This is a genomic window from Dactylosporangium sp. NPDC006015 (genome assembly GCF_040614215.1).
Lineage (GTDB): Bacteria > Actinomycetota > Actinomycetes > Mycobacteriales > Micromonosporaceae > Dactylosporangium > Dactylosporangium maewongense.
Genome location: NZ_JBEXUD010000023.1, coordinates 14,932 through 37,317 on the forward strand (window position 1 = coordinate 14,932; position 22,386 = coordinate 37,317).

General features: G+C 71.6%; 16 protein-coding genes. 12 read left to right on the forward strand and 4 right to left on the reverse strand.

The annotated features are described in order from the left end of the window. Nucleotides 1-170 precede the first annotated feature (170 nt). From ABZ321_RS33525 to ABZ321_RS33565, 9 genes are all read left to right on the forward strand, one after another. Nucleotides 171-2,228, forward strand: a complete 2,058-nt coding sequence (locus ABZ321_RS33525; RefSeq protein WP_354898837.1) for an RICIN domain-containing protein — start codon at nt 171-173, stop codon at nt 2,226-2,228. Nucleotides 2,229-2,245: 17 nt separating this feature from the next. Further along, nucleotides 2,246-3,703 carry an endo-1,4-beta-xylanase gene (locus ABZ321_RS33530; RefSeq protein WP_354898840.1) on the forward strand — a complete coding sequence of 486 codons (1,458 nt, stop codon included), beginning with the start codon at nt 2,246-2,248 and terminating at the stop codon, nt 3,701-3,703. Between the two features lie 83 nt (nt 3,704-3,786). Next, the gene (locus ABZ321_RS33535; protein WP_354899043.1) at nt 3,787-5,223 is read left to right on the forward strand and encodes a non-reducing end alpha-L-arabinofuranosidase family hydrolase; all 1,437 of its coding nucleotides are present in this window, start codon (nt 3,787-3,789) and stop codon (nt 5,221-5,223) included. Nucleotides 5,224-5,285: 62 nt separating this feature from the next. Then, nucleotides 5,286-6,413, forward strand: a complete 1,128-nt coding sequence (locus ABZ321_RS33540) for a ricin-type beta-trefoil lectin domain protein (RefSeq protein ID WP_354898842.1) — start codon at nt 5,286-5,288, stop codon at nt 6,411-6,413. A gap of 122 nt (nt 6,414-6,535) precedes the next feature. Beyond that, nucleotides 6,536-8,044 (forward strand): ricin-type beta-trefoil lectin domain protein, encoded by a 1,509-nt coding sequence (locus ABZ321_RS33545; protein ID WP_354899045.1) that lies wholly within the window; start codon nt 6,536-6,538, stop codon nt 8,042-8,044. A gap of 2 nt (nt 8,045-8,046) precedes the next feature. Beyond that, entirely contained in the window at nt 8,047-9,864 is a 1,818-nt protein-coding gene (locus ABZ321_RS33550; protein ID WP_354899048.1) for a family 43 glycosylhydrolase, read from the forward strand. 172 nt (nt 9,865-10,036) lie between these two features. Continuing rightward, entirely contained in the window at nt 10,037-11,509 is a 1,473-nt protein-coding gene (locus ABZ321_RS33555; protein ID WP_354898845.1) for an endo-1,4-beta-xylanase, read from the forward strand. Nucleotides 11,510-11,572: 63 nt separating this feature from the next. Beyond that, nucleotides 11,573-13,084: an alpha-N-arabinofuranosidase gene (locus ABZ321_RS33560; protein ID WP_354898848.1), complete on the forward strand. Its 1,512-nt coding sequence runs from the start codon at nt 11,573-11,575 to the stop codon at nt 13,082-13,084. A 160-nt stretch (nt 13,085-13,244) separates the two neighbouring features. After that, a complete protein-coding gene (locus ABZ321_RS33565; protein WP_354898850.1) occupies nt 13,245-13,643 on the forward strand; it encodes an STAS domain-containing protein in 399 nt (132 codons plus the stop codon). 18 nt (nt 13,644-13,661) lie between these two features. Here the strand turns inward: ABZ321_RS33565 and ABZ321_RS33570 are convergent, their stop codons facing one another. The 3 genes from ABZ321_RS33570 to ABZ321_RS33580 all read right to left on the reverse strand — a co-directional run bounded on the left by ABZ321_RS33570 (nt 13,662) and on the right by ABZ321_RS33580 (nt 19,642). Further along, nucleotides 13,662-14,852 carry an EAL domain-containing protein gene (locus tag ABZ321_RS33570; RefSeq protein WP_354898852.1) on the reverse strand — a complete coding sequence of 397 codons (1,191 nt, stop codon included), beginning with the start codon at nt 14,850-14,852 and terminating at the stop codon, nt 13,662-13,664. Nucleotides 14,853-14,921: 69 nt separating this feature from the next. After that, nucleotides 14,922-19,079 (reverse strand): PAS domain S-box protein, encoded by a 4,158-nt coding sequence (locus ABZ321_RS33575; protein ID WP_354898854.1) that lies wholly within the window; start codon nt 19,077-19,079, stop codon nt 14,922-14,924. An 80-nt stretch (nt 19,080-19,159) separates the two neighbouring features. Beyond that, nucleotides 19,160-19,642 (reverse strand): MarR family winged helix-turn-helix transcriptional regulator, encoded by a 483-nt coding sequence (locus ABZ321_RS33580; protein WP_344505388.1) that lies wholly within the window; start codon nt 19,640-19,642, stop codon nt 19,160-19,162. An 86-nt stretch (nt 19,643-19,728) separates the two neighbouring features. Between ABZ321_RS33580 and ABZ321_RS33585 the strand changes: the two genes are divergently transcribed. Next, entirely contained in the window at nt 19,729-20,307 is a 579-nt protein-coding gene (locus ABZ321_RS33585; RefSeq protein ID WP_354898857.1) for an NADPH-dependent FMN reductase, read from the forward strand. Between the two features lie 71 nt (nt 20,308-20,378). Continuing rightward, entirely contained in the window at nt 20,379-21,380 is a 1,002-nt protein-coding gene (locus tag ABZ321_RS33590) for a hypothetical protein (protein ID WP_354898860.1), read from the forward strand. A gap of 47 nt (nt 21,381-21,427) precedes the next feature. Here ABZ321_RS33590 and ABZ321_RS33595 read toward each other — a convergent pair whose 3' ends face one another. Continuing rightward, entirely contained in the window at nt 21,428-21,697 is a 270-nt protein-coding gene (locus ABZ321_RS33595) for a PspC domain-containing protein (protein ID WP_354898862.1), read from the reverse strand. Nucleotides 21,698-21,933: 236 nt separating this feature from the next. Between ABZ321_RS33595 and ABZ321_RS33600 the strand changes: the two genes are divergently transcribed. Then, nucleotides 21,934-22,356, forward strand: coding sequence for a hypothetical protein (locus ABZ321_RS33600; RefSeq protein ID WP_344505384.1), 423 nt, complete (start codon nt 21,934-21,936; stop codon nt 22,354-22,356). Nucleotides 22,357-22,386: the final 30 nt, after the last annotated feature.

Here is a 22,386-nt window from a genome sequence, read left to right on the forward strand (position 1 = left end):
TGTTGTTATTCACGGGCCGCCGGAAACGTCGCAGGAATTCACGGATGAAAATTTCGGCGTTGTTACGTCACGAAAGACATCGCGTGTCCGTGGCCTCTTGAATGTTCGCATTCGGTCTGGCAATCTCGCGGTCTGGATGTGAGCGCTAACACGATTTCGAGGAGCACCGCATGGCGGTCCGTAACAAGGCGTCGGGCATCGTCACCCTGCTCGTCGCGACCCTGGTCGGCGGTGCGGTCGCCGTCACGAACATGACCACCGCATCGGCCGCCACGGTCGACACGAGCGCCTCCTACGTGCTGGTCAACCGCAACAGCGGCAAGGCCCTGGACGTCTACAACTTCTCCACCGCCGACGGCGGGCGCATCACGCAGTGGACCCGCGGCGACGGCGCGAACCAGCAGTGGCAGTTCGTCGACTCCGGCGGCGGTTACTACCGGATCCGCTCCAAGCACTCCGGCAAGGTCCTCGACGTCTCGAACTTCTCCACCGCCGACGGCGGGTCCGTCGTGCAGTGGTCGGACCTCAACGGCACGAACCAGCAGTGGCGGCTCGCCGACTCGTCCGACGGGTACGTGCGGCTCATCAACCGCAACTCCGGCAAGGCCCTGGAGGTGCAGGGCGCCTCGACCGCCGACGGCGGCAACATCGTGCAGTACGCCGACTGGGGCGGCAACAACCAGCAGTGGCAGCTCGTGAAGCTCGGCGGCACCAACCCCACCACGCCGTCCGGGCAGTACAACAACCCGGTCGTCTGGCAGGACTTCGCCGACGGCGACATCATCCGAGTCGGCGACGCCTACTACTACTCCGCGTCCACGATGCACTACTCGCCGGGCGCGCCGATCCTGCGCTCCTACGACCTGGTCAACTGGGAGTACGCCGGGCACTCGGTGCCCCGGCTGGACTTCGGCTCCAGCAACTACGACCTCAGCGGCGGACGGGCCTACGTCAAGGGCATCTGGGCATCCACGCTCAACTACCGCAAGTCCAACAGCACCTACTACTGGCTCGGGTGCGTCGAGTTCAACCGCACCTACGTCTACACGTCCACCGCGGTGGACGGCACCTGGCAGAAGCGGTCGCAGATCAACAACTGTTACTACGACGCCGGGCTGCTCGTCGACGACAACGACACCATGTACGTCGCGTACGGCAACAGCACGCTCAGCGTCGCCCAGCTGTCCGCCGACGGGCTCAGCCAGGTCCGGACCCAGCAGGTGTTCACCACACCGTCGAGCGTCGGCACCCTCGAAGGCTCGCGCTTCTACAAGCGCAACGGCAGCTACTACATCTTCGTGACCCGGCCGGCCAACGGCCAGTACATCCTGAAGTCCAGCAGCCCTTGGGGTCCGTACGAGATGCGGCAGGTGCTGCTCAACATGCCGAGCCCGATCTCCGGCGGCGGCACCCCGCACCAGGGCGGCCTGGTCCAGACGCAGAACGGCGACTGGTACTACATGTCCTTCGTCGACGCGTACCCCGGCGGCCGCGTCCCGGCCCTCGCGCCGATCACCTGGACCTCCGACGGCTGGCCCGTCGTGCAGACCGTCAACGGCGGCTGGGGCGCCACGTACCCGAAGCCGAACATCAGCACCACGAAGACCGTCAAGCCGATGATCGGTGCCGACACGTTCACCGGCGCGGCGCTCGGCCCGCAGTGGGAGTGGAACCACAACCCCGACACCTCGAAGTTCTCCACCGGCAGCGGGCTGCGGCTGCAGACCGCGACGGTGACCAGCGACCTGTACCAGGCCCGCAACACCCTCACCCACCGCATCCAGGGGCCGACGTCGACCGCCACGGTCGAGCTCGACTACTCCGCGCTCGCCGACGGCGACCGGGCCGGACTGGCCATGCTGCGCGACTCGTCGGCCTGGATCGGCGTCAGGCGCGACGGCACCGCCACCCGGGTGTCCATGGTCAACGGGCTGGCCATGAACAGCAGCTGGGGCACCAGCAGCACCGGCTCGGAAGCGGCGAGCGCCGCGGTCTCCGGCGGGCGGATCTGGTTGCGGGTCACCGCCGACATCAGGCCCGGCTCCGGCCGGCAGGCCCGGTTCTCCTACAGCACCGACGGCACCAACTTCACGTCGCTGGGCACCGCGCTGACGCTCAACAACGCGTGGCAGTTCTTCATGGGCTACCGCTACGCGATCTTCAACTACGCCACCAAGGCGCTCGGCGGCACCGCCACCGTCGCGCGCTTCGAGATGACCGCCCCGTAAGCGAGAGGGACTCCACCATGAAATTCCGAAGACTCCGCGTGATCCTGCCGCTCGTGGCGGCGACCGTGCTGGCCGGCGGCGCCGCGGTGCTGCTGGGCGGCTCCGCCGACGCCGGCACCACCCTCGGCACCTCCGCCGCGGAGAAGGGACGTTACTTCGGCGCCGCCGTCGCCGCCGGCCGCCTCGGCGACAGCACCTACGCCGGCATTCTCGACCGCGAGTTCAACGCGATCACGCCCGAGAACGAGATGAAGTGGGACGCCACCGAGCCCAACCAGGGCCAGTTCCGCTGGACCGGCGGAGACCAGATCGTCGCGCACGCCCAGGCCCACGGGCAGAAGGTCCGCGGGCACACCCTCACGTGGCACGCCCAGCAGCCCGGCTGGGCGCAGAACATGTCCGGCAGCGCGCTGCGCAACGCGATGGTCAACCACATCACCCAGGTCGCCACCCACTACAAGGGCAAGGTCTTCGCCTGGGACGTGGTCAACGAGGCGTTCGCCGACGGCGGCAGCGGTGGCCGGCGCGACTCCAACCTGCAGCGCACCGGCAACGACTGGATCGAGGTCGCGTTCCGTACCGCGCGGGCCGCCGACCCGGGCGCGAAGCTCTGCTACAACGACTACAACACCGACGGCATCAACGCCAAGAGCACCGGCATCTACAACATGGTGCGGGACTTCAAGTCCCGCGGCGTGCCGATCGACTGCGTCGGCTTCCAGTCCCACCTGGGCAACTCGGTGTCCGGCGACTACCAGGCCAACCTGCAGCGCTTCGCCGACCTCGGCGTCGACGTGCAGATCACCGAGCTGGACATCGCCGGCAGCAACCAGGCGAACAACTACGCGACGGTCGTGCGCTCCTGTCTCGCCGTCTCCAGGTGTACGGGCATCACCGTCTGGGGCATCCGGGACAGCGACTCGTGGCGTACCGGCGAGAACCCGCTGCTCTTCACGGCCTCCGGCGCGAAGAAGGCGGCCTACACCTCGACCCTGAACGCGCTCAACGCCGGCACGAACCCCGGCCCGACGGGCTCCACGGGCGTGGACACCAGCGCCTGGTACGTGCTGGTCAACCGCAACAGCGGCAAGGCCGTCGACGTGTACGACTTCGCCACGAACGACGGCGGCCGGATCACCCAGTGGACGCGGACCGGCGGCGCCAACCAGCAGTGGCAGTTCGTCGACTCCGGCGGCGGCTACTACCGGATCCGCTCCAGGCACTCCGGCAAGGTCCTCGACGTCTCCAACTTCTCCACCGCCGACGGCGGGACCGTCGTGCAGTGGACGGACCTCAACGGCACGAACCAGCAGTGGCGGCTCGCCGACTCCGGCAGCGGCTACGTCCGGCTGATCAACCGCAACTCCGGCAAGGCCCTCGAGGTGCAGGGCGCCTCCACCGCGGACGGCGGCAACGTCGTGCAGTACGCGGACTGGGGCGGCACCAACCAGCAGTGGCAGCTCGTCCGCGCATAGCTGACACCCCGTCGAAGAAGGAGCACACCCCGCACATGAGTACGTATCGAACACGACGCCGCATCGGCCTCGCCGCGGCCGCCATGGCCCTCGTCGGCGGCGGCGTGGTGGTCCTCAACATGACGACCGCCGCGGCCGCCACCGTCGACACCAGCGCCTCGTACGTCCTGGTCAACCGCAACAGCGGCAAGGCCATCGACGTGTACAACTTCGCCACCAACGACGGTGCCCGCATCACCCAGTGGGCCCGCAGCGACGCCTCCAACCAGCAGTGGCAGTTCGTCGACTCCGGCGGCGGCTACTACCGGCTGAAGTCGAAGCTGTCGTCGAAGGTCCTCGACGTGTACAACTTCTCCACCGCCGACGGCGGGTCCGTCGTGCAGTGGTCGGACCTCAACGGCACGAACCAGCAGTGGCGGCTCGCCGACTCGTCCGACGGGTACGTGCGGCTCATCAACCGCAACTCCGGCAAGGCCCTGGAGGTGCAGGGCGCCTCGACCGCCGACGGCGGCAACATCGTGCAGTACGCCGACTGGGGCGGCAACAACCAGCAGTGGCAGCTCGTCCGCGTCGGCGGCACCACGCCCACCACGCCGGGCAACACCGGCGGCGGCTGCACGCTGCCGTCGTCGTACCGCTGGTCGTCGACGGGGTCGCTCGCCAACCCGCGCTCCGGCTGGGTGTCGTTGAAGGACTTCACCAACGTCGTCTACAACGGCAAGCACCTCGTCTACGCCACCACGCACGACACCGGCTCGACGTGGGGGTCGATGAACTTCGGCCTGTTCACGAACTGGTCCGACATGGGCTCCGCCGCGCAGAACGGCATGAACTTCGGTGCGGTCGCGCCGACGCTGTTCTACTTCGCGCCGAAGAACATCTGGGTGCTGACCTACCAGTGGGGCGGCGCGGCGTTCAACTACCGCACGTCCAGCGACCCGACCAACGCCAACGGCTGGTCCTCGCCGCAGACGCTGTTCTCCGGCAGCATCTCCGGCTCCGGCACCGGCCCGATCGACCAGACCATCATCGGCGACAGCCAGAACATGTACCTGTTCTTCGCCGGTGACAACGGCAAGATCTACCGGGCCAGCATGCCGATCGGGAACTTCCCGGGCAGCTTCGGCTCCTCGTACACCCAGATCATGAGCGACTCCACGAACAACCTGTTCGAGGGCGTCGAGGTGTACAAGGTGCAGGGCCAGAACCAGTACCTGATGCTCGTCGAGGCGATCGGCGCCAACGGCCGCTACTTCCGGTCGTTCACGTCCTCCAGCCTGAGCGGCTCGTGGACCCCGCAGGCGGCGACGGAGAGCAACCCGTTCGCCGGCAAGGCCAACAGCGGCGCCACCTGGACCAACGACATCAGCCACGGCGACCTGGTCCGCAGCAACCCGGACCAGACCAAGACCGTCGACCCGTGCAACCTGCAGCTGCTGTACCAGGGCCGCTCGCCGAGCTCCGGCGGTGACTACGGTCTGCTGCCGTACCGCCCGGGTGTGCTGACCCTCCAGCGCTAGCCGATCCGACGGCCGGCCGCCTCCCGGGGCGGCCGGCCGTCCCTTTTCCAGGAGGCACCGCCATGCGTACGGCACGACACTGGCTCATCGCCGCGGCCCTGACCGCGGCACTCACCGCGGCGGGCGCCGCGGCCCTGACCGCATCCGCCTCGGCGGAGTCCAACGGCGGCGTGCGGATCATGCCGCTCGGCGACTCGATCACCGAGGGCACCCAGGTCCCCGGCGGCTACCGCATCGGTCTCTGGCAGCGGCTCGCCGCCGGCGGCTACCGCAACGACTTCGTCGGCTCGCAGTTCAACGGGCCGGCGTCGCTGTGGGACCACGACCACGAAGGCCACCCGGGCTGGCGGATCGACCAGATCGACGCCAACATCACCGGCTGGCTGCGCACCACGACCCCGCGCACCGTCCTGCTGCACATCGGCACCAACGACATCCTGCAGAACTCCAACGTCGCCGGCGCGCCCGGCCGGCTCTCGACCCTCGTCGACCACATCACCGCCGCCGCGCCGAACGCCGACGTGTTCGTCGCCAGCATCATCCCGCTGAGCAACAGCGGGCAGGAGTCGGCGGCCCGCACCTTCAACGCCACCATCCCGGGCATGGTGCAGGGCAAGGCCAACGCCGGCAAGCGGGTCCACTTCGTCGACATGCACGCCGCGCTCACCACCGGCGACCTCATCGACGGCGTCCACCCCACCGCCGGCGGGTACGACAAGATGGCCGCCGCCTGGTACACCGCGCTGCGGGCCGTCCCCGGCAGCATCGGCGACCCGGGCACCCCGACGAGCCCGGGCACCCCGACCGGCGGCACCGGCGACGCGCTGGCGAGCGCCGCCTCCGGGCGCTGCCTCGACGTGCCGGGGAGCAACTCGGCGAACGGCACCCAGCCGATCATCTGGGACTGCAACGGCGCGGCCAACCAGCGCTGGACGCTCAACGGTCAGGCGCTGCAGTCGCTCGGCAAGTGCCTCGACTCGCCGACCGGCGCCACCGCCGGCAGCAAGGTCCAGCTGTGGGACTGCCACGGCGGCACGAACCAGCGCTGGAACCTCAACAGCAACGGCACGATCAGCAACGCGCAGTCGGGCCTGTGCCTCGACGTCGCCGGCAACGCCACCGCCAACAACACCCCCGTGCAGCTGTGGACCTGCACCGCGGCGGCGAACCAGCGCTGGACAAGGAGATGAGCATGAAACGTATCGGTGTGCTCGTGGCCGCGGTGGCCGTGCTGACGGCCGGCATCCTCGCCGCCGTCGTGCGCGGGCCGGACGCGCAGGCCCTCGAGAACGGCGTGGCCCGGACGCCGCCGATGGGCTGGAACAGCTGGAACACGTTCGGCTGCAACATCAACGACGCGTTGATCCGGCAGATGGCCGACGCGATCGTCAGCAGCGGGATGCGGGACCTCGGCTACAAGTACGTCGTCGTCGACGACTGCTGGATGAACTCCACCCGCGACGCGCAGGGCAACCTGCAGGCGAACGCGAGCCGGTTCCCGAACGGGATGAAGGCCCTCGGTGACTACCTGCACTCCCGTGGCCTGCTGTTCGGGATCTACCAGGCGCCGCTGGACAAGACGTGCGCGCAGTACTTCGGCAGCTACCCCGGCGCGACCGGCAGCCAGGGCCACGAGGCGCAGGACGCCCGGCAGTTCGCCGCGTGGGGTGTGGACTACCTCAAGTACGACTGGTGCTCGCCCAGCGGCACGATCAGCGAGCAGGTGACGACGTTCGCGAAGATGCGGGACGCGCTCGCCGCGACCGGCCGGCCCATCGTGTACAGCATCAACCCGAACAGCATCCACGCGAAGACCGGCCCGCAGCGCAACTGGGGCGACGTGGCCAACCTGTGGCGTACCACCGAGGACATCACCAACACCTGGGACTCGGGCCAGACCAACGGCTACCCGATGGGCATCCAGAACATCGTCAACGTCACCGTGCCGCTGGCCGGGTACGCCGCTCCGGGCCGGTTCAACGACCCGGACATGCTCGAGGTCGGCCGCGGCGGCATGAACGACACGGAGATGCGCAGCCACTTCGCGCTGTGGGCGATGATGGCGTCGCCGCTCATCGCCGGCAACGACATCCGGTCGCAGAGCGCCGCGACCGCGACGATCCTGAAGAACCAGAACCTGATCGCGATCAACCAGGACAGCCTCGGCCTGCAGGCGACCCAGGTCTCCAACGACGGCACCCGGCGCGTGCTGGCGAAGCGGCTCGCCAACGGCGACGTCGCGGTCGCGCTGTTCAACCAGGGCGGGTCGGCCACCACGGTCAGCACCACCGCCGCCGCGGCCGGCAAGTCCGGCGGTTCGTTCACGCTCCGCGACGCGTGGACGAACGCCACGAGCACCACGACCGGCAGCATCAGCGCGACCGTTCCCGCGCACGGCACCGTCGTGTACCGGGTGTCCGGCGGCGGGACGAGCACCCCGCCGGCCGGGTCGACGCTCGTCAGCGCCGCGTCCGGGCGCTGCCTGGACGTGCCGAACAGCAGCACCGCCAACGGCACCCAGCCGGTCATCTGGGACTGCAACGGCGGCACCAACCAGCGCTGGACGGTCGACGGGCAGACGATCCAGGCCCTCGGCAAGTGCCTCGACGCGCCCGTGAACGCGACCGCCGGCGCCAAGGCGCAGCTGTGGGACTGCAACGGCGGGACGAACCAGCAGTGGACCCTCAACGCCGACGGCACCGTCCGCGGCACCGCATCCGGGCTGTGCCTGGACGTCGACCACAACCTCACCGCCAACGGCACCGTGGTCCTGCTCTGGACGTGCACCGCCGCGGCGAACCAGCGCTGGACGAGAGGATGACGATGCGACGACTCGCCGGCCTGCTGCTGCTGATCGGCGCCGCCATCGTGGTGGCGGGCCCGACACCGCCGGCGCGGGCGGACAACCCGATCGTGCAGACCGTCTACACCGCAGACCCCGCACCGCTCGTGTACGACGGCCGGGTCTACCTGTACACCGGACACGACGAGGACAACTCCACCTACTTCACCATGAAGGAGTGGCGGGTCTACTCCTCCGCCGACATGGTGAACTGGACCGACCACGGCTCGCCGATGAGCCTCGCGACCTTTAGCTGGGCCAGCGCCAACGCGTGGGCCGGGCAGGTCGTCAACCGCAACGGCAGGTTCTATTGGTATGTGCCGGTGACGAACCGCGCGACCGGCCGGATGGCCATCGGCGTCGGCGTCTCCAGCAGCCCCACCGGACCGTTCACCGACGCCATCGGCCGGCCGCTGGTGGAGAACAACGAGATCGACCCGACCGTCTTCATCGACGACAACGGGCAGGCATACCTGTACTGGGGCAACCCCAACCTCTGGTACGTGCGGCTGAACACCGACATGATCTCCTACTCCGGCGGCGTCACCCAGATCCCGCTCACCACGTCGGGGTTCGGCACCCGCACCGGCAACGCGAGCCGCCCCACGCTGTACGAGGAAGGCCCCTGGGTCTACAAGCGCAACGGCCTCTACTACAACGTGTTCGCCGCCAAGTGCTGCTCGGAGTTCATCGGCTACTCCACCGCACCCGGCCCGACCGGCCCGTGGACCTACCGCGGCACCGTCATGCCCACGCAGGGCGGCAGCTTCACCAACCACGCCGGCGTCGTCGACTTCAACGGCGGGTCGTACTTCTTCTACCACAACGGCGCGCTGCCCGGCGGTGGCGGCTACACCCGCTCCGTGGCCGTGGAGAAGTTCAGCTACAACGCCGACGGCACCATCCCGACGATCACCATGACCAGCGGCGGCGCGCCGCAGGTCGGCACGCTCGACCCGTACGTGCGGCAGGAGGCCGAGACGATCGCCTGGGAGACCGGCGTGGAGACCGAGCCCTCCAGCGAGGGCGGCATGAACGTCGGCTGGATCGAGAACAACGACTCGATCAAGGTCAAGGGTGTCGCGTTCGGCGGCGGCGCCACGTCGTTCACCGCCAGGGTCGCCTCCGCCACCAGCGGTGGCCGCATCGAGCTGCACGTCGACGGCGTCAACGGCCCGCTCGTCGGCACCTGCACCGTCGCCGGCACCGGCGGCTGGCAGAGCTGGACCAGCGTCACCTGCCCGGTGAGCGGCGCGACCGGCACCCACGACCTGTACCTGAAGTTCGCCGGCGGCAGCGGCAACCTGTTCAACGTCAACTGGTGGCAGTTCACCGGAGGCGGCGGCAGCGGCGGCGGGAACCTCCTCGTCAACGGCACGGCCGAGAGCGGCACGTCGGGGTGGAGCATGTTCGGCAGCGGCACGCTGTCGGCGAGCGGCACCGCGCACGGCGGCAGCCAGTCGCTGCTGGTCACCGGGCGGACCGCCGCGTGGAACGGCGCCGCCCAGGACGTGACCGGCAAGCTGGTCAGCGGCAGGACCTACAGCGCGAGCGCCTGGGTCCGCAGCGCGAGCGGCACGCCAAGCGCGAAGGTCATGCTGGCCGTCACCGCCGGCGGCACGACCAGCTACGTGCAGCTGGCCCCGGCGACCGCCGTGAATGCGGGCGGCTGGACGCAGCTGTCCGGCACCGCGAGCGTTTCCTGGACCGGCACACTGACCGGCGCCACCTTCTACGTCGAAACGACCGCGGGCACCGACAACTTCTATCTCGACGACGCGTCCCTGCAGATTTCGTAATTTGTGTTATGCCGCACCGGTTCCGCAGGTCGCATCGGCGCTGATCGAGTTTTTGCGAAAAACCTTGTCGGAATCGGTGCGGCGACACATGATCGCCGTACATCAATCCCGAATCGACGTCCAGCCGTTCCGCCGAAACGTCTGGGCGTCCTGGTGACGCAAGGAGTTCAGGATGGCGGAAAATCACTTCGCCCATCGACGCCCACGGCGGCGCCCGCCGTTGATCGCGCTGACCGCCGGTGTGGTCGGCGTCGTGGTGGCTGCGGTGGCTGCGGTGATGATGCCGGCGGCGGACGCGGCGGCGAGCACGCTGGGTGCGGCGGCGGCGCAGTCGGGCCGGTATTTCGGCACGGCGGTCGCGGCCGGTCGGCTGGGCGACTCGACGTACACGACGATCGCCGGCCGTGAGTTCAACATGATCACGGCCGAGAACGAGATGAAGCCCGATGCGACGGAGCCGCAGCGGGGGGTGTTCAACTTCAGCTCGGGCGACCAGATCTACAACTGGGCGACCCAGCGGGGGATGAAGGTCCGGGGTCACACCCTGGCCTGGCACTCGCAGCAGCCGAGCTGGTGGGGCGGGATCAGCGGCTCCGCCCTGCGGCAGGCGATGATCGACCACATCAACGGGGTGATGGGCCACTACAAGGGCAAGCTCGCCTACTGGGACGTGGTGAACGAGGCCTTCAACGAGGACGGCAGCCGCCGCCAGTCCAACCTGCAGGCCACCGGCAACGACTGGATCGAGGTGGCGTTCCGTACCGCCAGGAACGCGGACCCGTCGGTGAAGCTGTGCTACAACGACTACAACATCGAGAACTGGTCGTACGGCAAGACGCAGGGCGTGTACCGGATGATCCAGGACTTCAAGTCCCGGGGCGTGCCGATCGACTGTGTGGGTCTGCAGACCCACTTCACCGGGGGTAGCTCGCTGCCGGGGAACTTCCAGACGACGCTGTCGAGCTTCGCGGCGCTCGGGGTGGACGTGGCGCTGACCGAGGTCGACGTCACGAACTCCTCGACGTCGCAGTACGGCGGGCTGACCCAGGCGTGCATGAACGTGCCCCGCTGCGTCGGCATCACCGTCTGGGGCGTGCGGGACAGCGACTCGTGGCGGTCCAACGAGAGCCCGCTGCTGTTCGACGGCGGCGGCAACAAGAAGGCCGCCTACACCTCGGTCCTCAACGCCCTCAACGCCGCCGGCCCCACCTCCTCGCCCACCGGCCCGACCTCTTCGCCCACCGGCGGGCAGTCCTCGCCGCCGCCCTCCGGCGCGAAGCGCATCGTCGGCGCCCAGTCCGGCCGCTGCATCGACGTGCCGAACTCCTCCCGCACCAACGGCACGCGCGTGCAGCTGTACGACTGCCACGGCCAGACCAACCAGCAGTGGACGTACACGTCGAGCCGCCAGCTGACCGTGTACGGCAACGTGTGCCTGGACGCCGCCGGGTCCGGCAACGGGTCGGCCGTGCAGATCTACAGCTGCAACGGCCAGTCCAACCAGCAGTGGAACGTCAACAGCAACGGCACCATCACCAGCGTGCAGTCCGGACGGTGCCTCGACGTCTGGGGCACCGGCAACGGCCAGCAGGTCCAGCTCTACGACTGCAACGGCCAGGCCAACCAGCGGTTCAGTCTCAGCTAGTTTCGTCCGGTGAACGGTGGCCGTGCGGCTTCCCGCACGGCCACCTCTGCTGAGGAGGTCCGCATGCTGCTCGCGAGCGTCACCGTCGACCGTGCCTTCGTCGTCGGGCCGGTGCGCCGGCGGACGTTCGGCTCGTTCGTCGAGCACCTCGGCCGGTGCGTGTATACCGGCCTGCACGACCCGGGGCACCCGACCGCCGACGCGGACGGCTTCCGCGGCGACGTCGTCGATCTGGTCCGCGAGCTCGGCGTCAGCACCGTGCGGTACCCGGGCGGGAACTTCGTGTCCGGGTACCGGTGGGAGGACGGCATCGGCCCGCGGGCGCAGCGACCGGCCCGGCTCGACCTGGCGTGGCACTCGACCGAACCGAACACCGTCGGCGTCGACGAGTTCGTCCGCTGGGCGCGCAAGGCCGGCGTCGAGCCGATGATGGCGGTCAACCTCGGCACCCGGGGCATCCAGGAGGCGCTGGACCTCCTCGAGTACTGCAACATCCGCGGCGGCACGGCGTGGTCGGACCGGCGGCGGGCGAACGGCGCCGAGGAGCCCCACGACATCCGGATGTGGTGCCTGGGCAACGAGCTGGACGGCCCGTGGCAGACCGGGCACAAGACGGCCCACGAGTACGGGCGGCTCGCCGCCGAGACCGCGCGCGCCATGCGGCAGATCCAGCCCGACCTGGAGCTGGTCGCGTGCGGGTCGTCAGGCTCCGGCATGCCCACGTTCGGCGAGTGGGAACGCGTCGTGCTCACCGAGACCTACGACGTGGTCGACCTGGTCTCCGCGCACGCCTACTACTGCGAGGAGGACGGCGACCTCGCCTCGTTCCTCGCCTCCGCCGTCGACATGGACCACTTCATCGACGCGGTCGTCGCCACCGCCGACGCGGTCCGCGCCGCCCGCAAGGCCACCAGGCGCATCCACGTCTCGTTCGACGAGTGGAACGTCTGGTACGCCGGCCGCGCCGAGTCCCGCCCGCCGACCGGCGACGACTGGCCGGTCGCCCCGACCCTGCTGGAGGACCGCTACAACGTCGCCGACGCCGTCGTCGCCGGAAGCCTGCTGATCTCGCTGCTGCGCCACACCGACCGCGTCCACGCGGCGTCGCTCGCCCAGCTCGTGAACGTCATCGCCCCGATCATGACCGAGCCCGGCGGCCGGTCCTGGCGGCAGACGACGTTCCACCCCTTCGCCCTGACCGCCCGCCACGCCGCCGGCGAGGTCCTGCGGGCCGCGATCGACGCCCCGGTCCACGACACGACCCGCTTCGGCCCGGTCTCCGCCGTCGACGCCGTCGCCACGTACGAGCCTTCGACGGGCGACCTGGTCCTGTTCGCCGTCAACCGGTCCGTGTCGCGGCCGGTCGCCCTGACCTTCCATCCGCGCGGCTTCCCCCGCCTGCGGGTCGTGGAGGCGCTGACCCTGTCCAACCCGGACCACACCTGGTCCGCGACGCCCGACGACGCCACGTCGGTCCTGCCCCACCCGAACCCCTCGGCGACCGCCGACGACGACACCGTCCGCGTCGACCTGCCGCCGGTCTCCTGGACCATGCTCCGCCTACGCCTGCCCTGAGCTGCGGCGCGTGTACGAGGACTGGGCGGTGTCGACAGAGGTGGGTTCGCCCGGTTGACGAACGCGGCGGGAGCCCTCATGCGGTAGGGTCGATTCGGCGGGCAGCTCCTTCAACCGTGTGGGAGCGGTCCACCATCTCACCGCGAGGGGGTCTCCCCGCATGGACGCGCAGCGCGCACCCACCACGTTCACCTCCGCCTCGGACCACCTGCAGGTGCAAGTTCTCGCGGCGCCGCCCGGTGAGCGGCGACACCGGTTGCTGGTCGCCGGTGACCTGGACTCGCCGACGGCGGCGGCGCTGCTGATGGCGGGCGCCGACACGCTGGGGCTCGCCCCGCAGGCGGACGTCGCCGTCGACATCGGCGAGGTGCGGCTGCTCGGCTCGCAGGGCATCCGCTGCCTGCTGAATTTCAGCAAGTACGTGCAGCATCGCGGCGCCCGGATGCTCGTCGTCGGACCGACGCCGATCGTGCGGCAGGTCCTGGAGATCACCGGGCTGCTCGACCTGTTCGAGGTGCCGGCCGAGGCCGGGCCGGACGGGACCACGTCAAGGGGCTGAGCGGCGCCCGGGGCCGGGTCAGACGAAGGCGTTGAGCAGCGCCCGGGCGAGCTGGACCGCGAGGGTCATGTCGTCGGTGAAGGTGATGTCGAACGCGCCGTCCGGTCCGGGCCTGGCGCGCAGCACGACGGCGCTGTGCGCGGTGACGGCGACGGCGGTGAGCGCGTCGTCGTCGGTGGTGACGAGGTCGGGGCGGCAGACGCGGACACCGGGCACGGCTGCGGGCAGCGCGCCGGCGACGCCGCGGAAGGCCAGGTCCACGCCGCCGAGGGCGGCCGCCCAGCGGGTGAGGGTGGTCGTGTCGCGGCCAGCGCACAGCACCGACGCGGGGGTGTGCCAGCGCCGCACGCGGCGCAGCAGCGCCTGCCACAGGTCGTCGACCGTGTCGGCGTCGCCGGTGTGCGTCACCGGGAACGCGCCGGCGGCCGGTTCGGCGGTGTGGAGGTCGACGGCGGCGGCGAACCTGCCGGCGTCGAGCGCGTCGAGCGGTCCCGGACGGCCGAAGAGCCAGCCCTGTCCCCAGTTGGCGCCGAGCGCGGCGGCGGTCGCGCGGTCCGCCTCGGTCTCGATGCCCTCGGCGATGACGGTCGCGCCCACCCGGTGCGCGTAGCCGGCGACGGCGGCGGCCGTGTCCACGGTGTCGGGCCGGTGCGGGGAGCGCAGCAGGCTCATGTCGAGCTTGACGACGTCGGGCGCGACGAGCGGCATGAACGCCAGCGACGCCGGCTCGACGCCCACGTCGTCCAGGGCGATCCGGTTGCCCCAGGAGCGGGTCACGTCGGCGACCTGCAGCATCCGGGCGGGCTGCCGGGCCAGGGCGCGTTCGGTGAACTCCAGCACGATCTTGAACGGCAGGCCGCTGTTGATGACGGCGATGAGCTCCGGGGTGAGTGGCCGGTCCAGGACCGCCGGTTCGGCGTTGATGAACACCAGCGGCGGCGTCGCGGCGGCGTCGCGGGCCTGCTCCAGCGCGCGGGTCGCGCACAGCTGGTCGATCTCCGGCAGCAGGCCCGCCGCCGCGGCGGCCGCGAACAGCTGCGCGGGCATGTGCAGGTCGGAGCCGGCGGGCCCGCGGGCGAGCGCCTCGACCCCGACGACGTCGCCGGTGGTGAGGTCGACGATCGGCTGATAGATCGGGCACACGTCGCGGTCGCGCAGCAGCCGTACGACGGCGGCATCGGCAACCGGGAGGGTCGTGCTGCGCGTCATGGTGACACCAATCGTCCGCGGGTTCGTGCAGGCTCGACATCGGCCACGGCCGCCGGGACCTGAGGGATGTCACTGGTCGGGCGCCTCGAGGGTGACGACGAACACGGACCCGCCGCCGGGGTTGGGCTCGTGGTGGACGTCGCCGCCGTTGGCGCGCACGAGGCTGTGCACGATGTAGAGGCCCAGGCCGGTGCCCTTGACCCGGCCGGCGTCGCGGTCGGCGCGGGCGAGCCGCTGAAACAGCCGGTCGCGGAACTCCTCGGGCACGCCCGGCCCCTCGTCCTCGACCCGGATCTGGACGCGCCCGTCGCCGGGGTCGACGACGCGCACGGCGATGGCGCCGCCGCCGTACTTGCCGGCGTTGGAGATCAGGTTGGTGAGGATGTGCTGGAGGTGACCGGGGTTGACCAGCGCGTCGACCGAGGGCCCGAGGATCGGGACGTCGGCGCCGGCGGCGGTGAGCGCGGTGTGGATCTGCTCGTGCAGCCGCACCGGCTCGCGGTGGGCGTGGATGGCGCCGGCGTCGATGCGCACCATCGTGAGGACCTCCTGCACGATGTCGTCGAGGCGGTGCGCCTGCCGCGAGATCCCGGTGATGATCTTCGTCTTGCGGGCGTCGTCGAGGGTGGCCCAGTCGTCGAGGAAGATCTCGGTGTAGCCGAGGATCGCGGCGAGCGGGTTGCCGATCTCGTGCCCGAGCATGCCGATGAGGTCGAGCTTGAGCCGGTTGGCGTCCTCCAGCTCGGTGTTGCGGTCGGCGAGCTCGGTGGCGGCGGCGTCCCGGGCCCGTTCGGCGGCGCGACGGCGGGTGGTGTCGGTGACGACGCCGATGAAGTGGTCCGGTCGGCCGTCGGGGTCGCGGACCAGGGTGACGCTGGCCTCCACGTCGACCCAGTGCCCGCGGGCGTGCCGGATCCGGCCTTCCAGGGTGAACGCGGCCCGGCGACCGGCGAGCAGGTCGTCGAGGCGGCTCGCGACGGCGGGCAGGTCGGCGGGGTGCATGCTGTGCAGGCTGTTCGTGCCGAGCAGCTGCCCGGGCGGGTAGCCGAGCATCGCGGCGTAGGCGGCGTTGACCTCGGCGAGGCTGCCGTCGAGGTTGCGGACGATCTGACCGACGGCGGAGTTGTGGAACTGGGCCCGGAAACGGGCCTCGCTCGCCGCCAGGGCGTCCTCGGCGGCGCGCTCCGCGGTGACGTCGGTGTTGACCTCCAGCACGGTCCCGGCGAGCCCGGGCTGGTCGTCGTGCTGCAGGACCTGCCGGCTGAGCACGATGGCGGTGCGGCCGGCGGCGGTCACGTGCTCGAGCTGGCCCTCCCACCGGCCGTCCCGCAGCAGGGCGGCGGTCTGGCCGGCCTCGGTGCCGCCGTCGGGGAAGCCGGTCGCGAGCAGCTGGTGGGTGACCTCGCCGGTGGCGGCGGCGAGCGGCCACCCGTAGAGGTCCTCCGCGCCCTGGTTCCACCACACGATGCGCCCGTCGAGGCCACGGACGATGACGGCCGCGGGGATCAGCTGCAGCAGCGTCGCCTGGCGGTGCAGCTGGGCGAGCTCGGCCCGGCGCTGGGTGACGTCCTCGACCTGGTTGACCAGGTAACGCGGGATGCCGTGCTCGCGGACGATCGCGACGTGCACGTTGGCCCAGATGGTGTGGCCGTCCTTGTGCCGGTACCGGCGTTCGACCATGAGCGTCTCGCGCTCGCCGGAGAGCAGCTGGGCGGTGAGCCCGTCGGTGCTGGCCACGTCGTCGGGGTGCTGCAGGTCCCGGAACGTCATCGTCATCAGCTCGGCGGTGCTGTAGCCGGTGATGGCGGCCATGGCCGCGTTGGCGTGCAGGTAGCGGCCGACCTGGCCGGGGTCGAGGCTGGCCAGGACGACGCCGAGCGGCGAGTTGTCGAACGCGAGCTTGAACCGGGTCTCGCTGACCTCCAGCGCGGCGAGGGCCCGGGTGCGCTCGGCGAGCAGCTCCGCGCTGTGCGCCGCGTCGTCGGCGTGGCGCAGCGCCGAGCTGAGGCTGTCGGCGAGCAGCGCCAGCTGCTGCTCGTCGGTGTCGTCGAAGGCGCGGGGGCGGACCGCGGAGACCTTCAGCGCGCCGATGACGGTGTCGCCGGCGAGCAGCGGCGCGATGAGCATGGAGCCGATGCCGAGCCGGGCGCACGTGGCCCGGTTGACCCGGGGGTCGTCGCTGGTGTCGGCGCAGGCCGCTGGGGCGCCGGTGGCCAGGACGGTGCCGCTGAGCGAGCCGACGACCGGCACCCGGGTGCCCAGCGCCCGGCCGAGCGTGCCGGCGGTGGCGGCGTAGTACAGCGCGTCACCGTCGAGGAGCTCGACGACCGCGCCGTCCGCGGCCGGGAACAGCTGCACCGCGCGGTCGGCGACGACCCGGATCGCGCCGTCGCGGTCGGCGGCGGCCGCGGTCACCTCCCGCTGCACCAGCAGCGTGTCGCGCAGGCGCTGGAACTCCCGCTCCGTCGAGCGGGCGGCGGCCTGCTCGGCGCTGACGTCGAGCATCTGCAGCACCGCGGCCGCCGGCCCGCGGGCGTCGGTGATGACCGACGTGTGGGTGGCGACCTCGATCCGGTGGCCGTCGCGGTGGCGCAGCACCGACTGGCGCACGGCGCGGCTCGCCCGGCCGTCGGCGAGCGCGGTCAGCGCCTGTTCCAGGGCCGCCGACGGCTCGGCGAGCAGGTCGGTGACGGTCAGCGCGGCGGCCTCGCCGGCGCTGTACCCGAGCAGCCGCGCGAACGCGGGGTTGGCCAGGGTGATCCGACCCCGGTCCGCGCCGCGCAGCCCGACGACGACCTTCGCGACCGGGCTGTGGTCGAACACGTCGGCGAAGCGCCGCTCGCTGTGCTCGAGCCGCTCCACGGCGGCGAGGGCCTCGCCGCGCTGCGCCTGCAGCTGCGCGTTCGCGGCGGTCGTCGCGCGCAGCAGCGCCTGGTTGCGGGCCGCGTCGTCGGCGTGGCGCAGCGCGCCGGCGAGGGCGTCGGCGAGCAGGGTCAGCTGCTGCTCGTCGGCGTCGTTGAACGCCCCCGGCGCCGGGCTGCTGACCAGCAGCGCCCCGAGCGGGCCGGAGACGCCGAGCAGCGGCGCCACAATCAGCGCCCGGACGCCGACGGCCGCGCTCACCGCGGCCGAGATCCGCTCGTCGGCGCGGGTGTCGTCGCAGCGCTGCGTCGAGCCGGTCAGGATCGCCAGGCCGGACAGCGACCCGTTCACCGGGATCCGGGGCTCGTCGGCGCCGGCCGTGCCGGTCCCGGCCGCGACCTGCAACGCCGCCCCGTCGGCGTCGAGCAGCGCGACGACGGCGGCGTCGCCGCCCGGGATCACCTGCAGTGTCCGCTCCGCCATCAGCCGCAGCACCGCGGCCCGGTCGTCGGCGGCGGCGGTCACCTCGCGCTGCACGGCGATCGTCGTGCGCAGCCTCGCCGTCTCCCGCTCGGCGCGCCGCTGCGCCTCGACGGCCGCGGTCACGTCGCGGGCGATGCCGACGACGAGGTCCTGGCCGGGCAGCGCGGCGCCGTTCCACTGCAGCCACAGGTAGTCGCCGCCGCGGGTCCGGTACCGGTTGCGCAGCCCGGCGGCCGGCCCGCCGTCCGCGGCCACCCGGGCCGCCGCCACGCTCGAGGCGACGTCGTCCGGGTGGATCAGCGTGGTGACGTCCATGCCCTGCAGGTCGGCCTCGGTCCAGCCGAGCAGCCGCTCCCACGAGTCGTTCGCCCGCACCACCTGCCCCTCGGGCGTGCTCACCAGCAACAGGTCGGGGGTGGCGGACACGATCGCGTCCAGCAGCGCCTCGCTGTGACCGCCGGGGGCCGTGGTCGCGGTGGCCGGTGCCGTGGCCGCTGTGGTCCGTGCGGCGAACTCGGCGGCCACGTGCGCCCCGCCGAGCGCGTCGTGGATCACCGTGGCCCGGATCGTGACCGGCACCAGCCCGCCGTCCTGCCTGCGCAGCTGCCCGTCGAGCACCAGCTCACGCCGCTCGTCCCGGGCCAGGGCCGCCAGCGCCGCCACGACCGGCGGCCGGTCGGCGGTGTCGAACAACGTGGCGCAGGACCGTCCGAGCAGCTCGTCGCGGCCGTGCCCGACGAGGTCGCACAGGGCGGCGTTCACCTCGACGAGGTCGCCCAGCGCCCCCTCGGCGAGCGCGGCGACCGCCTTCGCCGCCATGCCGCGCTCGAACGCCTGGGCGAGCAGCCGCAACCGCGCCTGCTCACCGAGCCGCCCCAGCACGCCGACTCCCACTATGACGTCATCGGCGTGGGAGCGGCCGACCTGAGCAGGTCCGGCCCGGTGTCAGGGCAGGGTGCGGCTCAGGTGGGGCCGCCGGTGCGGGCGGTGCCGGCGGAGCCGGCGACCTTGACCACCCGCTCGGCGATCGCGGTGAGCCGGACGAGGTCGTCGGGGTCCAGCTGGTCGAGCAGGACCCGCCGGACCGTCGCCACGTGCCCGGGCGCGGCGGCGGTGATCATCGCGCGTCCCTGCTCGGTGAGCCTGACCATCGTGCCGCGCCCGTCGGTGCGGCACCCGGACCGCGCGACGAGCCCGCGCTGCTCCATCCGCCGCAGGTGGTGGGCGATCCGGCTGCGGTCCCAGCCGATGCCCGCGGCCAGGTCCCGCACGCGCAGCACCTGCCCGTCGCTCTCGGACAGCGGCGCGAGCACGTCGTAGTCGGCGGCCGACAGGCCCGCCTCGGCGAGCTGCCCGTCGATCGCCACGTCGAGCGTCCGGCGCATCCGCAGGAACGCCAGCCACATGCGCTCCTCGTCCCGGTCCAGCCACCGCGGTTCGGTCATGCGTCACATCGTACCGATGGATGCTGACACGTCAGCAAAATCCGGCTACATTTGTTGACACGTCAGCAATTGAACGAGGGAGAACCGTGCACACCCTGCAGATCATCATCGCCAGCACCCGCCCGGGGCGGGTCGGCCTGCCGGTCGCCGAGTGGATCCACGCCGCGGCGGTCAAGCACGGCGGCTTCGAGCAGGTGGAGCTCGTCGACCTCGCCGAGCGGAACCTGCCGCTGATGGACGAGCCCAACCACCCGCGGCTGCGCCGCTACGAGCACCAGCACACCCTCGACTGGAGCGCGACCGTCGACCGGGCCGACGCCTTCGTGATCGTCATGCCCGAGTACAACCACGGCTACACCGCGCCGCTGAAGAACGCCCTCGACTTCCTGTCCCAGGAGTGGGCCCACAAGCCTGTCGGCCTGGTCAGCTACGGCGGCGTCGCGGCCGGCGCCCGCGCCGTGCAGTCGCTGAAGCCGGTGCTGACCGTCCTGAAGATGATGCCGATCCCCGAGGGCGTGCACATCCCGTTCGTCGCCCAGTTCGTGGACGAGGACGGCACGCTGCGCCCCAATGAGACCATGGAGGCCGGCGCCGTCACGATGCTCGACGAGCTGGTCCGCTGGACCGGGGCCCTGGCCCCGCTGCGCGCCCCCGCGGCCGGGTGACCGCCGTCGTCGGCCGCTGATACCGTCGCGGGGCGCCGGGGCTCCGGCCGCCGACCGCTGGGAGTGTGCCCGTGCGCGATCCGCTCGGCCCGCCGTTCGCCGTCCATGACGGGTACTGGAGCGAGGCCCACGGTCGTCTGTTCGGCGCCGTCGCCTACGGCCGCCCCGTGCTCGTCCGGGTGGGCGCGGACCGTGGCCGCCAGATCACGGTGTACGACGCGGCGACCGGCGTGACGATCGGGGTGTCGGGAGTCGGCGGGTGGCACGCGATGGGCGGCCTCATCAGGTCGCATCTCAGTTCGGACGGCGGCGAGCCGGTGCTGGTGACCGCCCTCGACGGTGAGGTCGTCCGGCAGTGGCGGCTGCCGCACCCGGCGCCCGCGGCGCCCGATCTCCGGCTGGCGCGGCCCGGCGACCTGAAGGCGCCGTGGGTCTGCGCGGTGACGTCGTACGTCCACGACGGCCGCACGGTCCTCGTGCTCGGCGACTCCGACGGGGCGGTCCGGCGGTTCGACGCCGCCTCCGGCGCCGAGATCGCCCCGCCGCTGGTGCACGAGGGCAGCGTCGACCGGATCGCCGTCTACACCGTCGGCGGCCGGACCCACCTCGCGTGCGGCGAGGACACCGGCCGGCTGTGGCGCTGGGACGCCGTCACCGGCGTGCCGGTGGGCCCGCCGCTGTCCGCGCACCTGGAGCTGTACTTCGCGATCGTGCCGTTCGAGATCGGCGGGCGCACCCTGCTCGCGACGTCCAGCGCCGACCAGTCGATCCGGCGCGTGGACCCGGTCAGCGGCGACCTGGTCGGCGAATTCCGGGCCTTCGAGGAGGGCGCCTCCGTGTGCCTGGCGCCCGGTCCGGTCCTGGCCGTGGTCGAGGGCGGCAACCTGTGGCGCTTCGACCTCGCCACCTTCGAGCCGGTCGCCGCCCCGGTGTCCTTCGGCGACGAGTGCCTCGAGGCGGTCTGCGCGCTCGACGTGGACGGCCGCGCCGCGCTGTTCGTCGCCGGCGAGAAGACGATCCACCGCTTCGACGCGACCACGGGCGAGCCGTGGCCCACGGGCCCGGCGGCCTGACCGGCTCCGACGCGGCGGCTCCGGCGCGGCGGTGGCGGTGGCGGTGGTCAGACGCTCGTCAGGGTCGGCTCCGGCTCGGCGAGCTTCGGCTCGGCGGGCTTCGGTGCGGTCTCGGCCGGCATGAGGATCCACAGGATCGGGTAGGCGAGGATCTGCGTCCCGGGAATCGCCAGCAGGATCAGCGCGAACAGCAGCCGCGCCGGCCACGGGTCGATGCCGAAGCGCCGCCCCAGCCCGGCGCAGACGCCGCCGAGCACCCGCCCCTGCACCGGCCGCACCAGGTCGTGCTGGCGCATCGTGCCGTGAACGGTCTCCATCTCGTTTTTCTCCTTCGCTCGTGTTCGACCGTTCAACTGTCGCGTCCGGGAGGGGGTCCGGGCATCGGGGAGCGCCCCGGGCCACCCCCGGATCCGGACCACCTACGGGTCGGCCGTGCGGCCAGGCGCGCGGCACGTAAGGCCTATTTCCGGCATTTAGGGCATGGTCGCCGAGCGGTCCGTGGTGTCCTCGGGGAGGAGGCGTCGACGGCGACGCCGGACACGGGGGAGACACCATGGGACGCATCGCCCGCAACACCATCGTGACGCTGGTCGCGGCCTGCGGGGTCGCGGCGCTCGCACCGGCCGCGCCCGCCGCGGCCGCACCGGTGCCGTTCGGCTCCGCCACCAAGATCGTGCTGGACCGGTCGGGTGGCTTCGCCGGACAGCAGGACTCGTTCGTGGTGGACCGCACGACGGTCGGCGGCCGGCCGGTGCTGCGGACGGCCGGGAGCTGGCAGTTCCGGTGGCTGCGCAACTCGTACCAGCCGCAGAACCCCTGCTGCGACCGCTACAGCTACCGGGTGACGGTGTCCTACCGCGGCGGTTACCGCAAGACGGTCAGGACCGTCCAGGGCACGAAGGCTCCACGCATCCTGTGGGACGTCATCAACGAGACGGAGCGGGTCGGCGTCCGCCCGTTCTCGCCGGCGCCCTGACAGCCGGTGCGGCCTGACAGCGGTGCGGCC

What these genes read in the sequence shown, in the direction of transcription:
- ABZ321_RS33525 (WP_354898837.1), top strand. Translation starts at nt 171, where the DNA reads ATGGCGGTCCGTAACAAGGCGTCGGGCATCGTCACCCTGCTCGTCGCG.
- ABZ321_RS33530 (WP_354898840.1), top strand. Translation starts at nt 2,246, where the DNA reads ATGAAATTCCGAAGACTCCGCGTGATCCTGCCGCTCGTGGCGGCGACC.
- ABZ321_RS33535 (WP_354899043.1), top strand. Translation starts at nt 3,787, where the DNA reads ATGGCCCTCGTCGGCGGCGGCGTGGTGGTCCTCAACATGACGACCGCC.
- ABZ321_RS33540 (WP_354898842.1), top strand. Translation starts at nt 5,286, where the DNA reads ATGCGTACGGCACGACACTGGCTCATCGCCGCGGCCCTGACCGCGGCA.
- ABZ321_RS33545 (WP_354899045.1), top strand. Translation starts at nt 6,536, where the DNA reads ATGGGCTGGAACAGCTGGAACACGTTCGGCTGCAACATCAACGACGCG.
- ABZ321_RS33550 (WP_354899048.1), top strand. Translation starts at nt 8,047, where the DNA reads ATGCGACGACTCGCCGGCCTGCTGCTGCTGATCGGCGCCGCCATCGTG.
- ABZ321_RS33555 (WP_354898845.1), top strand. Translation starts at nt 10,037, where the DNA reads ATGGCGGAAAATCACTTCGCCCATCGACGCCCACGGCGGCGCCCGCCG.
- ABZ321_RS33560 (WP_354898848.1), top strand. Translation starts at nt 11,573, where the DNA reads ATGCTGCTCGCGAGCGTCACCGTCGACCGTGCCTTCGTCGTCGGGCCG.
- ABZ321_RS33565 (WP_354898850.1), top strand. Translation starts at nt 13,245, where the DNA reads ATGGACGCGCAGCGCGCACCCACCACGTTCACCTCCGCCTCGGACCAC.
- ABZ321_RS33570 (WP_354898852.1), bottom strand. Translation starts at nt 14,852, where the DNA reads ATGACGCGCAGCACGACCCTCCCGGTTGCCGATGCCGCCGTCGTACGG.
- ABZ321_RS33580 (WP_344505388.1), bottom strand. Translation starts at nt 19,642, where the DNA reads ATGACCGAACCGCGGTGGCTGGACCGGGACGAGGAGCGCATGTGGCTG.
- ABZ321_RS33595 (WP_354898862.1), bottom strand. Translation starts at nt 21,697, where the DNA reads ATGGAGACCGTTCACGGCACGATGCGCCAGCACGACCTGGTGCGGCCG.
- ABZ321_RS33600 (WP_344505384.1), top strand. Translation starts at nt 21,934, where the DNA reads ATGGGACGCATCGCCCGCAACACCATCGTGACGCTGGTCGCGGCCTGC.